14 protein-coding genes and 1 tRNA gene are annotated in these 13505 nt (G+C 50.3%); 8 read left to right on the forward strand and 7 right to left on the reverse strand.

The annotated features are described in order from the left end of the window. Nucleotides 1–14 precede the first annotated feature (14 nt). The 5 genes from hemW to ACM9J1_RS04935 are packed head-to-tail and all read left to right on the forward strand — an operon-like array spanning nucleotide 15 to nucleotide 3526. Nucleotides 15–1148 (forward strand): radical SAM family heme chaperone HemW, encoded by a 1134-nt coding sequence (hemW, locus tag ACM9J1_RS04915; protein WP_415580833.1) that lies wholly within the window; start codon nucleotides 15–17, stop codon nucleotides 1146–1148. An 18-nt stretch (nucleotides 1149–1166) separates the two neighbouring features. After that, nucleotides 1167–1934 carry a cyclase family protein gene (locus ACM9J1_RS04920; protein WP_415580834.1) on the forward strand — a complete coding sequence of 256 codons (768 nt, stop codon included), beginning with the start codon at nucleotides 1167–1169 and terminating at the stop codon, nucleotides 1932–1934. 3 nt (nucleotides 1935–1937) lie between these two features. Next, nucleotides 1938–2345 carry a GNAT family N-acetyltransferase gene (locus ACM9J1_RS04925; RefSeq protein WP_415580836.1) on the forward strand — a complete coding sequence of 136 codons (408 nt, stop codon included), beginning with the start codon at nucleotides 1938–1940 and terminating at the stop codon, nucleotides 2343–2345. A gap of 57 nt (nucleotides 2346–2402) precedes the next feature. Beyond that, complete coding sequence (locus ACM9J1_RS04930) at nucleotides 2403–2771, forward strand: MmcQ/YjbR family DNA-binding protein (RefSeq protein WP_415581000.1); 369 nt, start codon at nucleotides 2403–2405, stop codon at nucleotides 2769–2771. Nucleotides 2772–2806: 35 nt separating this feature from the next. Next, nucleotides 2807–3526: a PH domain-containing protein gene (locus ACM9J1_RS04935; protein ID WP_415580837.1), complete on the forward strand. Its 720-nt coding sequence runs from the start codon at nucleotides 2807–2809 to the stop codon at nucleotides 3524–3526. A gap of 193 nt (nucleotides 3527–3719) precedes the next feature. Here ACM9J1_RS04935 and ACM9J1_RS04940 read toward each other — a convergent pair whose 3' ends face one another. The 4 genes from ACM9J1_RS04940 to ACM9J1_RS04955 all read right to left on the reverse strand — a co-directional run bounded on the left by ACM9J1_RS04940 (nucleotide 3720) and on the right by ACM9J1_RS04955 (nucleotide 7314). Then, on the reverse strand, nucleotides 3720–4820 hold the full coding sequence (locus ACM9J1_RS04940; protein WP_415580838.1) for a DUF4407 domain-containing protein: 1101 nt from the start codon (nucleotides 4818–4820) through the stop codon (nucleotides 3720–3722). A 228-nt stretch (nucleotides 4821–5048) separates the two neighbouring features. Then, nucleotides 5049–5465: a hypothetical protein gene (locus ACM9J1_RS04945; RefSeq protein WP_415580839.1), complete on the reverse strand. Its 417-nt coding sequence runs from the start codon at nucleotides 5463–5465 to the stop codon at nucleotides 5049–5051. Then, the gene (locus ACM9J1_RS04950; protein WP_415580840.1) at nucleotides 5462–5896 is read right to left on the reverse strand and encodes an energy transducer TonB; all 435 of its coding nucleotides are present in this window, start codon (nucleotides 5894–5896) and stop codon (nucleotides 5462–5464) included. The genes ACM9J1_RS04945 and ACM9J1_RS04950 overlap by 4 nt, the downstream gene beginning before the upstream one ends. 29 nt (nucleotides 5897–5925) lie before the next feature. Next, nucleotides 5926–7314, reverse strand: coding sequence for a dipeptidase (locus tag ACM9J1_RS04955; RefSeq protein ID WP_415580841.1), 1389 nt, complete (start codon nucleotides 7312–7314; stop codon nucleotides 5926–5928). Nucleotides 7315–7481: 167 nt separating this feature from the next. Between ACM9J1_RS04955 and ACM9J1_RS04960 the strand changes: the two genes are divergently transcribed. Beyond that, a tRNA-Leu gene (locus tag ACM9J1_RS04960) sits at nucleotides 7482–7563 on the forward strand. Nucleotides 7564–7671: 108 nt separating this feature from the next. Here ACM9J1_RS04960 and ACM9J1_RS04965 read toward each other — a convergent pair. From ACM9J1_RS04965 to ACM9J1_RS04975, 3 genes are all read right to left on the reverse strand, one after another. Continuing rightward, nucleotides 7672–9558 carry a T9SS type A sorting domain-containing protein gene (locus ACM9J1_RS04965; RefSeq protein WP_415580842.1) on the reverse strand — a complete coding sequence of 629 codons (1887 nt, stop codon included), beginning with the start codon at nucleotides 9556–9558 and terminating at the stop codon, nucleotides 7672–7674. Between the two features lie 164 nt (nucleotides 9559–9722). Then, nucleotides 9723–10079, reverse strand: a complete 357-nt coding sequence (locus tag ACM9J1_RS04970) for a nuclear transport factor 2 family protein (RefSeq protein ID WP_415580843.1) — start codon at nucleotides 10077–10079, stop codon at nucleotides 9723–9725. Then, the gene (locus ACM9J1_RS04975) at nucleotides 10079–10915 is read right to left on the reverse strand and encodes a pseudouridine synthase (protein WP_415580844.1); all 837 of its coding nucleotides are present in this window, start codon (nucleotides 10913–10915) and stop codon (nucleotides 10079–10081) included. Before ACM9J1_RS04975 ends, ACM9J1_RS04970 begins: the two co-directional genes overlap by 1 nt. A gap of 107 nt (nucleotides 10916–11022) precedes the next feature. On the opposite strand from ACM9J1_RS04975, the gene ACM9J1_RS04980 reads away from it, so the two are divergent. Together ACM9J1_RS04980 and chrA are read left to right on the forward strand one after the other, a co-directional pair. Further along, the gene (locus ACM9J1_RS04980; protein WP_415580845.1) at nucleotides 11023–12351 is read left to right on the forward strand and encodes a T9SS type A sorting domain-containing protein; all 1329 of its coding nucleotides are present in this window, start codon (nucleotides 11023–11025) and stop codon (nucleotides 12349–12351) included. Nucleotides 12352–12372: 21 nt separating this feature from the next. Then, entirely contained in the window at nucleotides 12373–13491 is a 1119-nt protein-coding gene (gene chrA / locus ACM9J1_RS04985) for a chromate efflux transporter (RefSeq protein ID WP_415580846.1), read from the forward strand. The last annotated feature ends 14 nt before the right edge of the window (nucleotides 13492–13505 follow it).

Raw genomic sequence — 13505 nt, forward strand, 5'->3', positions numbered from 1 at the left:
ATTCCCAAATTGAAATGTCAGGCATCTACATCCACATCCCCTTCTGCAAGCAAGCCTGCCACTACTGCGATTTCCATTTTTCGACGGTGATGAAGAAGCGCACGGAAATGGTCGATGCGCTCATCCGTGAAATCCAGTTGCGCAAGGACGAACTGCCGGAAACCATCGAAACCATTTACTTTGGCGGCGGCACGCCCAGTGTGTTGTCGACCGACGAAATCAACCACATCATCAACGCCGTATACTACCATTTCACCGTGGCCGACAATCCTGAAATCACGCTCGAAGCCAACCCCGACGATTTGTCCAACGAACGTATTGCGCAAATGGCCGCCAGCCGCATCAACCGTTTGAGCATTGGCATCCAGTCGTTTTTCGACGAAGATCTGAAGCTGATGAACCGCGCGCACAATGCCGCCGAAGCGAAGCAATCCCTAGGCGAGGCCGCGCAATATTTCGACAACATTTCCATCGACTTGATATACGGCATTCCCGGCATGGATGACGAAAAATGGCGGCAGAATATCGAGACCGCATTGTCGTTCGGCATACCGCATATTTCCAGTTATGCGCTCACCGTCGAGCCAAAAACGACCCTGCACAAACTGGTGGCCACGGGCGAAATCCCATCGCCGTCAGACGAAGCTGCCGCGGAGCATTTCAGGATTTTGTATGAAAGGCTTGACCGAGAAGGTTTCGTACATTATGAATTGTCCAATTTCGGCAAACCCGGTTACTTTTCGCGCAACAACACCGCCTACTGGCTGGGCAAAAAATACCTCGGCATTGGGCCGTCGGCGCACAGTTATGACGGCAATTCCCGCAGTTGGAACGTGGCCAACAACAGTTTGTATCTCAAGGCCATCGCGGAAAATCGGTTGCCGATTGAAACCGAAATCCTTTCCATGACAGACCGTTACAACGAATACATCATGACCGGTTTGCGCACGATTTGGGGCGTTTCGCTCGACCGGATTGAACAGGAATTCGGTGCAGATGTAATCGAATATCTTGAAACCCAGTCTGAGATTTTCCTGCAACAAGAATTGCTCGTCATAGAAAACCGCGTACTGAAAACCACGGCCAAAGGAAAGTTCCTCTCCGATGGGCTGGCGAGTGATTTGTTTTTGGTAAATTTGGAAGGTTAGCCACGAATTCACGAATTTATGTTCGCAAGCATCAAGTACGACGGCAAGACTTTCCAGGTCGATTTGTCAAAGCCCATAGATATTTCCATTCCGCTTACCCATACCGACGACAACCCGATTGCGTGGTATCTGGACAAACCCGAAATCACACCGGTGCGCATGGTCGATTGGATAGGCAAAGTATCGGAAGGGAAATCGTCCACGAATTTCAACAACATCTTTTTCAACCCGCACGGCCACGGTACGCACACCGAATGTTTGGGTCACATCACGGGCGATTTTTACAGCGTCAACCAAGCGCTCAAGACGTTCTTTTTCACTGCCGAGTTGATTTCCGTGAAGCCGTATGAACAAGGCGAAGACCATGTCATCACCAACATCCAGATGCGCGCCGCACTCGAAGGGAAAACACCCGAAGCCGTCGTCATCAGGACGTTGCCAAACGAAACCGCCAAAAAATCACGAAAGTATTCCAACACCAATCCGCCGTATCTCGACCATGCCGCCGCGGCATTCCTGCGCGAACTTGGCGTCAAGCATTTGCTCATTGATTTGCCCAGCGTAGACCGCGAACACGACGAAGGCAAGCTGCTCGCGCACAAAGCCTTCTGGAAGGTTACCGATGTCAACAACCTCAACGATGATACGCGCCACGATGCCACGATCACCGAATTGATTTATGTGCCCGACCACGTGGAAGACGGCAGTTACCTGCTGAACCTGCAAATCGCGTCGTTTGAGAATGACGCTTCGCCAAGCAAACCCATTTTGTACGCCATTTTGTAAGCCATGATCGAAGTTTCTACCGACAAATCAAAGCTCGACGTGCCGTTCATCCAGCATTTTCTCAAAGACATTTACTGGGCGGCGGGCCGCACCATGGAAGAAGTCCAAACCACGATAGACGCCTCGTTCTGCTTCGGGATTTACCTGCACGGCCAGCAAATCGGGTTCGCCCGCGTCGTGACCGACTATGTCGTATTCGCGTACCTCATGGACGTGTTCATCACACCCCAAGAACGCGGCAAAGGCTACTCGTCGTTACTCATCAAGGCCATGATGGAAGAACCGCAGTTGCAGCAGGTAAAAATCTGGCGATTGGCCACTTCAGACGCCCATTTCCTGTACGAGAAATTCGGGTTCAAGGCGCTGGCACACCCGGAGAAGATGATGGAAAAAGTAAATAACAATGGATAGATGACAATTTACAATTTACAATTGACAATTATGCCACTAGCCACCAGCCACCAACCCATGAACATCCAACAATACTTCGATTTCTGTCTTTCTCAAAAAGCCGTCACCGAGCATTTCCCGTTTGACGAAGACACGCTCGTATTCAAGGTTGGCGGGAAAATGTTTGCGCTTTCCTCACTCAAGGAATGGGAAGCCGGAAATCCGTCCATCAACCTCAAGGGCGAACCCGACCGCAATGCTGAAATGTGTGCGGCGTATGACGGTATCAATCCCGGTTACCACATGAACAAAGTACATTGGGTAACGGTTGCCGTCAACCAAGACGTGCCAGACAAGTTCATCCGTGAGCTGATTGCCGCGTCATACCAGCTGGTTTTCAAAAGCCTCACGAAGAAAATTCAGGCCGAAATAAATGGCGGCGCGTAACGTTTTGTTGTAAATTTGCAGACAATTTATTGGCCATGAAAGACAGCATCAAAAGTTTCCTCAACGAAGAACAAGACCCGAAAGCCGTAGAGAAAATCACTGCGAAATTGCAGGATTTGCTTATGAAGGGCGAAGAAATCGGTTACATCGGCGTACAGAAGAAGCCAGCCATTACCGTTTTCCCTGACAGCATCGTGCTCACGAACAAACGCATCATTTTGTGCGAGCCCAAAAACCTCGGCCTGTCCATGGATTTCACCGACTATGCTTGGGAAGACATCGCTGGTACGTTCGTGAAGGAGAACATCCTCGGCTCTGAATTTTCGTTTTCCACCAAGACCGACATTCAGGTGTCCATAGATTACATCCCGAAAACGCAGGCGCGCAAGATTTACACCTTTGCCAAAGAACAGCTGGAATTACTGAAATCGCCTGTGGCTGCTCCAGCACCAGAAACCATGACCGGCCCGGCAGCCGAAATCGTCGCCCCGGCCGAACCGGAAATTGAAGAAGTCCAAGCCGAAGAAGTGACAGATTTTGCGGAGATTATTCCGGTAGCGCAATCGGGCTATCGTTTTGAAAAACAACACCCGGAAGAAGAACCCACGCCGTTGCAGACCACGCCGCAACCGACGGGCGAAACCTCGGAACAACTGTTTGAAAAGCTTCAGAACTATAAAAAACTCCTCGACAATGGCTTGATTTTACAAGGCGAATACGATGCGTTGAAAAAGGAGATTTTGAGTAAGATGTAAAGAGGTTCAAGGTTCAAGGTTCAAGGTTCAAGGTTCAAGGTTCAAGGTTCAAGGTTCAAGGTTCAAAAATCAGTATTCAAGATATTAAAAAAGCCGGAATATCCGGCTTTTTATTTGTGCTGCAGCGTCCGACACGCCAGTTTTATATAGTCTTGAGTCAACGTTGTTCGACATTTGACATTCGACGGTCTACTCACAACGTCTTCTTCTGTTTCTCCAGGAAACTGTCGGCCTGCAAATCCATCAATGTCTTGGCAGTCATGCGCTGCTTGTTGAATATTTCGCGGTCGTCGGCGATGTCTGCATAGACTTTATCGTGTATTTCGGCCGTGGTTTTCACCAGCAATTGCCGTTGGTAAACGTCTTGGGAAATGGTGGTTTTCAATGCGGTTTCCAGGTCTTCGAGCTTGAAGTCATATTCCCCTTTTGGCGACAGTAATTTTGCGATTATGGGCGCAGTTTCTACCGCGAAGAACAGCAACATGATGAATAGTGACGGAATCAGCGGGAGTTTGCCCAGCGCGTTGATGCGCGCCATCAGCCCGTCAAAGCCGTCAATGACCGGTTGCGTATCGGACACTTTTTTGTCGAGGTCGGCCTGAAGGGTTTTGGCTTTGGCTTCCAGGTCGGCGATTTTGGTTTCGTTGTTTTTCTTGAGTGTTTCCAGTTCGGCTTTAGCCACGCGGTGCGCTGCGAACTTTTCCTTGAAGATTGGGCCTTTGCCCATTTTCTTGGTGCCGGCCGTGCCTTCTGCTTCGGTGATGTAACTGTTGTAAAGCGCCGCGACTTCTTTTTCCTTGCGCGCCATTTCAGACTTCAGGCTGTCGGTCTGCATTTTATTCTTGTCCAGATCGGTCTTGAAATAATTGGCCACTTCCTTTTTGTTGTTGAGCGCCATGGCGTTTTTTTCTTTCAGCAAAACGGTGTTGATTTCCTTTTCGAAAATCTTGATCTCGAGTGGTTTTGAGATGACGATGGCGATGATGACCGCCAAGACCAATCGCGGCGTAGCTTGCAGGAATTCATTGGTGAAGCTCTCGCGCTTCCGGATCGTAGACACGATGAAACGGTCGAGGTTGAAAATGAGCAAACCCCAAACGAAGCCAAAAGCGGCCGCTATAAATGCATTGTCAAACACCGTGTAAAGCGCGTAACTGCCCGCGATAAACGCCATGACGGCGGTGAAGAATACCGTGGCGCCAATGCCCACGAATTTGGTCTGTTCGCCCTCGGAGCAACCCGAAAGCAGGTTTTTATCCGCGCCGGAGCACAGGATGAAGAATTTTTTGAGCATGATTTTGATTTTTGATGATGATTGATTTGATGGTTTGTCTTGTTCTAAACGTGAAAGTTACGTTGATGTTGCTAACGGAGGAAGATTTTGCGGGAAGTGCGGATCGCGTTAGCGATGGCAGCGGATATCCTTTGAAACCTCAGAGGTTTTCAAAGATAGCAGCGTACAGCGCGGCGCCAACCGGAGTGTTTTGGTGAAGTGTTTGGCCGTTTTGGCGCAACGCCCAAATTATGGTGCGTCGGAAAGTGATTTTTCGCCAATCAGCACGCCGTTGTGGTAAATGCGTTGCACAACAGGTTTGCCGAGAGAATCATATTCAATCCAGTCGCCGGTGTAAAACCAATGCAGGTCTTTGCCTTCGTAGCGCATTTTGGTTTTTCCTTCGAGCGATTTCTTCTTGTTCTTAAAGTGCGTGACGTAGCAAACGCTGTCTTTATAGACTTCTTTTTTGACGAGCTGGCCGTTTTCGTAGTATTTCCAGGTTTTGCGTTCGAAGCCTTTGTAGTAGCGGCCACGCGATTTGTAGGTTTTGTCGCCGATTTTGTTTTGCTCGATCCACAAACCTTCTCGCTCGCCATTGACCGTGCGGTTGGTTTGGCAACCGATAATGGTAAAGCAGAGCAACAAGATGAAGCTGGTTTTCATTCGCAATCTAATATTTCGGGCTTGGCAGTATTGATGCAAATTACGTAACCGCCGGGCTGTGCGACGGTTCGCCCGTCTTTTTTGCCGGGCGTCCATTTCGGGGATAACTTAAAAACCCTGATGGCTTCGGCGGCTAAATCAGGGAATTCATTTTTCAACGCATCGATGTGGCTCAAACGGCCATCAGGTTCAATGGTATAGCGCACGACCAAAGATTTGATGAAAAAAGGCTTTGTCTTCTTGTAGGATTCAGGAAGTGTAAAATTTCGGTTGACGAAAGCTTTGAGCGAATCTTTTCCGCCTGGGAATTGGGCCAAAACAACGTCCGTCCTGACTTCAGGGCAAACAATAGGCTTCGGCTTTGCAATTTTATGCTGCGCCGAAGCCGTTAGTGTGAGCAACGCTATCGCGTAAACAAAAGCTATTTTCATCTACTCATAACGCTTTGTATTTCAATAAATTATTTGGACAACTCGACAAAATATTTGTAGAACAACGGAATCGTTTCAATGCCTTTCAAGTAGTTGAAAATCCCGAAGTGTTCATTGGGCGAGTGGATGGCGTCGCTATCCAGACCAAAGCCCATCATGATGGTTTTGCTCTTGAGTTCTTTTTCGAACAAAGCCACGATAGGGATCGATCCGCCCGAACGCACCGGAATGGCCGGCACGCCAAAGGTTTCCGAATAGGCTTTGTTCGCCGCCAAGTAGCCGATGCTGTCGGTTGGCGTCACATAACCTTGCCCGCCGTGGTGTGGCGTCACTTTTACTTTGACGGCTTTCGGGGCTATGCTTTCGAAATGCTTGGTGAACAATTGCGTAATTTCCTCCCAATCTTGGTGTGGAACCAGTCGCATCGAAATCTTGGCGTAGGCTTTCGAGGCAATGACGGTTTTCGCGCCTTCGCCGGTGTAGCCGCCCCAGATGCCATTGACGTCGAGCGTCGGGCGGATGGAATTGCGTTCGTTGGTGACATAGCCGGTTTCGCCGTACACATCTTCAATGTCAAGCGCTTTTTTATAATTGTCGAGGTTGAATGGCGCTTTGGCCATCTCGGCGCGTTCAGCAGCTGACAACTCTTCGACTTTGTCGTAAAATCCTGGAATGGTGATGTGGTTGTTTTCGTCGTGGAGTGAGGCGATCATTTTAGCCAAAACGTTGATCGGGTTGGCTACCGCGCCGCCGTACAAACCTGAATGCAGGTCGCGGTTCGGACCGGTGACTTCCACTTCAACATAACTCAAACCGCGCAAACCCGTGGTGATTGAGGGTTGTTGGTTTGAAATCATGCCCGTATCGGAAATCAGGATGACATCGCAGGACAATTTTTCCTGGTTTCTGGAAACGAACCAGCCGAGACTTTTTGACCCGACCTCTTCTTCGCCTTCAATCATGAATTTCACGTTGCACGGTAAAGTGTTGTTTTGCACCATGTATTCGAGCGCCTTGACGTGCATGTACATCTGGCCTTTGTCGTCACAAGCGCCGCGCGCGAAAATGGCGCCCTGAGGATGGATGTCGGTGGTTTTGATGACGGGCTCAAATGGCGGCGATGTCCACAAATCGAGCGGATCGGGCGGCTGTACGTCGTAATGCCCGTACACCAGCACCGTTGGCAGGTTCGGATCGATGATTTTCTCGCCATACACAATCGGGTAACCCGGCGTGTCGCAGATTTCTACTTTGTCGCAACCCGCTTTTTCGAGCGATGATTTTACGGCATCGGCCATGTCGGCCACGTCTTGCGAATAGGCAGGATCGGCAGAAACCGATGGGATTTTCAGTAAGTCGATGAGTTCGTCGATGAAGCGCTGTTTGTTTTGGGAAACGTATTGTTTGATGTTGTCCATGATTTTTGTTTGAATTCCAAAAATAGCGAAATCTATTGAATGAAACCAGCGCAGTTGGCCCGAATGTGCTGCACAAAATAATTGTCAATAATTAATTGTCACCCGATCAAATTTTTTTACGAATTGGCAGTAGCAATCGTCAATTGTTACTATATTTGCAGCCTACCGCGGATATGGTGAAATTGGTAGACACGCCAGACTTAGGATCTGGTGCCGCAAGGTGTGTAGGTTCGAGTCCTATTATCCGCACGAAAAAAGCGACTTCTCAATATTTAGGGAAGTCGCTTTTTTGTTTTGCATAAAAAACGCAAGCCTCAAGCCTGATGGCTTGCGTTTGGGGTAATTGTACATCGGGATTTATTGCTTGGCAATTTTTACCGTTTGGCCGTTTGCATCCAATTTTAAAATGTACAAGCCGCTTGTTGCGGTGCTGAAATCAATGGTGTTGATGGCTTCCGAAAGATTTCCGGTTTTGATCGCTTTTCCGAGCATGTCGTATATCGTATAGGTTTGCCCAATGGCGGCTTCGTCAATCTGCAGATACAGGTTGTCTTTCACTGGGTTCGGGTAAGCCAGCATCGACCCAACGGTTGTCTCGGCAGGAACGGCCAGCGTTGACGTATTGTTCAAAAACACCCTCCAATACGGGTTTGCGTCCGGGCTGTACACCCTAACACCAATCGCTTGTTTTTCCTCATACACCACTAGGTCTAATCTGGCGTCGCCATTCATATCCATGACCGTCCAGGATTGGCTGCCCATATCGTCGCCGCTCCCGGTCTCATACGCGATCGCATGGAAACTGTAATTGATGCCGTTGTATTTTTCGCCGCCTGCCGGCAACGCCCAGTTGGTAGCGGCCAGTGCGAATCCTGATCCGGTGTTGGCGTAAACCTTCCAGTATGGGTTTGATGTTGGGTTGAATACCCAGACGCCGTTGGCTTGTTTTTCCTCATAGACGACGATGTCGAGTTTCGCATCGCCATTCATGTCCATGATGACCCACGATTGGCTGCCCAAATCGTCGCCGCTCCCAGTCTCATACGCCAGGGCATGGAAACTGTAATTGATGCCGTTGTATTTCTCGCCGCCTGCCGGCAAAGACCAGTTTGTAGCACCGAGCGAAAATCCGGTTCCGGTATTTAAGTATACTTTCCAATACGGGTTTGTATTCGGGCTGAATACGCCGATGCCGCTGGATTGTTTTTCCTCATAAACCGCGATGTCCGGTTTTGCGTCTCCGTTCATGTCCATCACTACCCACGATTGGCTGCCCAGGTCGTCGGCGCTCGATACGTCGTAGGAAATGGCGTGGAAGCTGTAGTTGACGCCATTGTATTTTTCGCCGCCCGGTGGTAGTGCCCAGTTGGTGGCCGAAGTTGAGAATCCGGATCCGGTATTCAAATAGACTTTCCAATATGGGCTGGCATTCGGGCTGAATACGCCGATGCCGCCGGTCTGTTTTTCTTCGTAAACCGCGATGTCCGGCCTGGCGTCTCCGTTCATGTCCATCACGACCCACGATTGGCTACCCAAGTCGTCAGCGCTCGATACGTCGTATGAAATGGCATGGAAACTATAGTTGACGCCGTTGTATTTTTCGCCGCCCGCAGGCAACGCCCAGTTCGTGGCGGTTTGTGAGAATCCGGATCCGGTATTCAAATAGACTTTCCAGTACGGGTTGGCGTTCGGGCTGAACACGCCGATGCCGCCGGTCTGTTTCTCTTCGTAAACCACAATGTCTGGCCTGCCGTCTGCATTCATGTCCATGACAACCCAAGACTGGCTGCCGAGGTCATCGGCACTCGATACGTCGTAAGACTGGGCATGGAAGCTGTAATTTACGCCATTGTATTTTTCGCCGCCCGGAGGCAACGCCCAGTTAGTGGCGGTCTGCGAAAATCCGGACGCGGTGCCGAGATACACTTTCCAATACGGGTTTGACGTCGGGCTGAACACACTGACGCCGCCCGTTTGTTTCTCTTCGTAAATGACCATATCGGGTTTGTCGTCGCCATTCATGTCCATGATGCCCCAGGATTGGCTGCCCATATCGTCGCCGCTCCCGGTTTCATACGCCATCTCATGGAAACTGTAATTGATGCCGTTGTATTTTTCGCCGCCCGGCGGTAACGGCCAGTTGGTGGCGTTCAAAGGAAACCCTTGGCCCAGCGTGGCAAAATGGAGTGATAAAAAAAGTCCCGTGATGGCGCCTTTCCAGGCATGGCGTAAAGGTGTTTTCATAAACATACTAGATTTCTCAATTTTTGGTGTGATTTCCAATTCTTTGGCGTTCCGATGGCAGTCCAATGATTGGACGGCAAAAATAGGAGATTACGTTGAATCTGCGTCAACCAATGAATGAACGTTGGGATTTTGAGGATTTACGTAGCGGATTTCGCCATCCATTAGCCATGATACACCCGAGACGCGACGATTTTCCCGTCGGCGATTTCCAGTACTTCGGCTACCAGCATGTCGTCTTCGCCTGCAACTTGCCTGATGTATTCCATAAAGACACGGTTGTCATTTGCCGTGAGCGAAGTTGTTTTGTAGTGCAACGTCGGCAAGCGGTCAAACGCATCTGCCCACCAGTCGCGGAGCGCGGCTTTGCCGGTGACGTAACCGTTCGTCTCTGGCCTTCGGATTTTGAGCTTTGGGCTGAAATGACGTGCATTGTCGTCATACAACGACAATAGTTTTTCAAGGTCGTGCGCGTTGAAGGCGTCGAACCATCGGGTGGCGATGAACTCGTTTTCGTGCATTAAAAATGCTTGAGGTTGATGATTTCCTGCTCGGTCAAAAAGCGCCAATTGCCGCGCGGCAGGTTTTTCTTTGTCAGGCCCGCAAATGAAACGCGGTCGACCTTTACGACGTTGTAGCCGAATTTCTCGAAAATGGTCCGGACGACTTTCACGTTGGCCGTACGCAACTGGATGCCGATTTCGGTTTTCGATTCGCCTTCCACGTAACTCACGTCGTCCACGAACAAACGGTGCTCGTCAATCGTGACACCGCCTTTTATTTTTTCAAGGTCTTCAAATTTCAGGTTTCTATCGAGCGACACCTGATAGATTTTAGGTGATTTTTGGTTGGGTTTGCTGAACTTCACGATCAGGTCGTTGTCGTTGGTGAGCAGGAGCAATCCGGTGGTGGTCATGTCCATCCGGCCAACGGGTTGCAATTTGGCTTTCGTGGCGGTGCGCACCAGATCGAGCACGTTGCGTTCGCTGCCTTCGTCATTCGAGGTCGTGAAATTCTTGGGTTTGTTCAGCAGGACGTATTCTTTCTTTCCAGGCGTAATGGCCGTGCCGTCGAAATTCACGACATCGCCAGGTTTTACTTTGTGGCCCATTTCCGTTATCACTTCGCCATTCACGCGCACGTTGCCCGACTGGATGTACAAATCGGCATCGCGCCTCGAACATACACCCGCATTCGCGATGTATTTGTTCAGCCGGATTTCATCGGGATCGCCTTTTGGCTTCGGGGCAGGTTTTGGTTTCTGCGCGCGCTTCGGCATCGGCTTCGACGGTTTTGAAAAAGCAGGCTTGGCGTTGCCGGCCGTCGGTTTTCTATTGTTGCGGTTTGGCGCTTTCATACTGGAAATTTATCGGCAAAGATACAGAATTGAAACCGAAGCCCATCGCTTAAATTTAACTTGAACATGATGAGGAAAACGCTAATTTTGAAGCCAAATCACGCAGTATGAAAAAATTAGCTTTTTTGCTTGTCGTTTTCTGGTCGCAGTACACGGGCGCGCAATGCATTACATCGTTCGATATTGGCCGGCAACATTCCATGTTTATCATGTCTAACGGTGCCATGTATGCCGTTGGATATAATGGTTTTGGGCAGTTGGGGCGAGGAAATAACTTCGACGCCTCTGTGTTGGTGCAGGTGGGCAACCAATATGATTGGGCCACGGTGGCAGGTGGTGGCAACCACACGGCAGCAGTCAAAATCGATGGCACACTCTGGACCTGGGGTCGAAACGTTTCCGGCGAGTTGGGTTTGGGCGGCGGAGGCAACCGCAATACACCTACGCAGGTCGGGACCGAAAACAATTGGGCGAAGGTATATGGCGGCGGTTTCAATACATTCGCAATCAAACAAGACGGCACATTATGGGCGACGGGCTTGAATTTCTATGGACAGTTGGGCGACGGCACTACTACGGGCAGGTCGTCTTTCGTACAAGTGGGCACGGACACCGATTGGGCGCACATCTCTGCCGGACCTAACCATACCTTGGCGTTAAAAACCAATGGTACGCTGTGGGCTTGGGGTGCCACTTATGATACCGGCGACCCAGATAACTACGGGCCAAACCCGGTCGGTACAGATACTTGGCTCAGTATGGCTGCGGGTGCCAACCACACCATGGCGGTCAGAAGCGACGGTACGCTTTGGGCTTGGGGTTCCAATTCTTACGGGCAATTCGGGAACGGTACCACGGCGAGCCTGGGTTTGCCGGTGCAAATCGGGACCGACACGAATTGGGTAGAAGTAGGTGCCGGTTTTGACCATTCGGTAGGGTTGAAGAGCGACGGCACATTATGGGCTTGGGGCGATGGCGGCTATGGCCAATTGGGGCAAGGCTCGTCCACAGACCAATATGCCCCGGTGCAAGTCGGGACAGATACAGACTGGACAAAAATCATCGTGGACGAATACCACAACAAAGCGCTCAAGGCCAACGGCGAAGTCTGGGCTTGGGGCAACAATATATACTACCAACTCGGTGTCGGGATGGGAACGGGTTTCCCGAAAAAGGTGACATGCCCCGCACTTGCTCTCGCGCAACCGGAAGCCTTTGCGTTCAACGTGTATCCAAATCCGGTACGCGACGTATTGTATTTCGACAATCCGTCGGGTGCGGTTTGTGACGTTTTGGTGTCTGATGTGTCCGGCAAGCAAATCATCCAACAAACCACATCAGGCGCAGTCATCGTGAGCGCGCTTTCGCCTGGGTTTTACGTGCTGCAACTAACGGTATCCGGGAAACGACAGCAAGTGAAGTTCATCAAGGAATGACGGTTAGGCTGCTGGCAACATATGGAACCTAACGCAAGCCTAAAAGATATTGCAAAGCTTTTTCTAAAGCTGGGTTTCATTGGTTTTGGCGGTCCGGCGGCGCACATCGCCATGATGCAGGACGAAGTCGTCACAAAGCGTAAATGGCTCACGGAACAACATTTTCTGGACGTGATCGGGGTGACGAATTTAATCCCTGGCCCGAACAGCACAGAAATGGCCATCCATATCGGGCGCGAAAAAGCGGGCTGGAAAGGCCTGTTCGTGGCTGGCATTTGTTTCATCCTGCCTGCGGTGATCATCACCGGGATTCTCGCCTGGCTTTACAAGCGATACGGGCAACTTCCAGACGTGCAGCCGTTCGTGTACGGGATTACACCTGCCATTATCGCTGTAATCCTTTCAGCCGTTTATCCGCTCGCCAAGAAGTCCTTGAAATCTGCACAACTGGCCGTCATCGGGATTGGCGTGCTGGCACTGTCAATGGGGCATGTCAATGAAATATACCTGATGTTTGGCGCGGGCATTGTCGCGTTGCTGTTCGCTTCGTTCCCCAACAAAAACATTCATGGTTTTTATCCGTTGCCGCTTCTGCAGATGGCGGGCGCAGGATTGTCATCCACCAACCTAAACTTATTTTTGGTCTTCCTTAAGATAGGCGCAATCCTTTATGGCAGCGGTTACGTGTTGTTTGCTTTTCTCGACACGGAGTTGGTTTCGACAGGGCTTTTGAGCCGGCAGCAATTGATAGATGCCATCGCCGTAGGGCAATTTACGCCCGGCCCTGTGTTCTCCTCGGTGACCTTTATCGGTTACCAGATCAACGGTTTATCCGGAGCTGTTGTGGCAACCATCGGTATTTTTCTGCCGTCGTTCGTGTTTGTGGCCTTGCTTAATCCGCTGGCCAGGAAAATGAGAAGCTCAAGGCTGTTTTCCTTATTTCTGGACGCGGTGAACGTGGCTTCGGTGGCCATTATCATTTCGGTTTGCCTGTCCATGGGCAAAGAAACCGTTACCGATTGGCGCACCGCAGCCATTGCAATATTGGCCATTGTGTTGACTTTCGGATACCAGAAAATAAACAGCGCTTTTATCGTATTAGGCGGTGCAATCCTGGGTTACGTGCTAACGTTGGTCTGACAAAAAACAGGAAG

It is taken from the genome of Flavobacterium longum (assembly GCF_965137575.1).
GTDB lineage: Bacteria > Bacteroidota > Bacteroidia > Flavobacteriales > Flavobacteriaceae > Flavobacterium > Flavobacterium longum.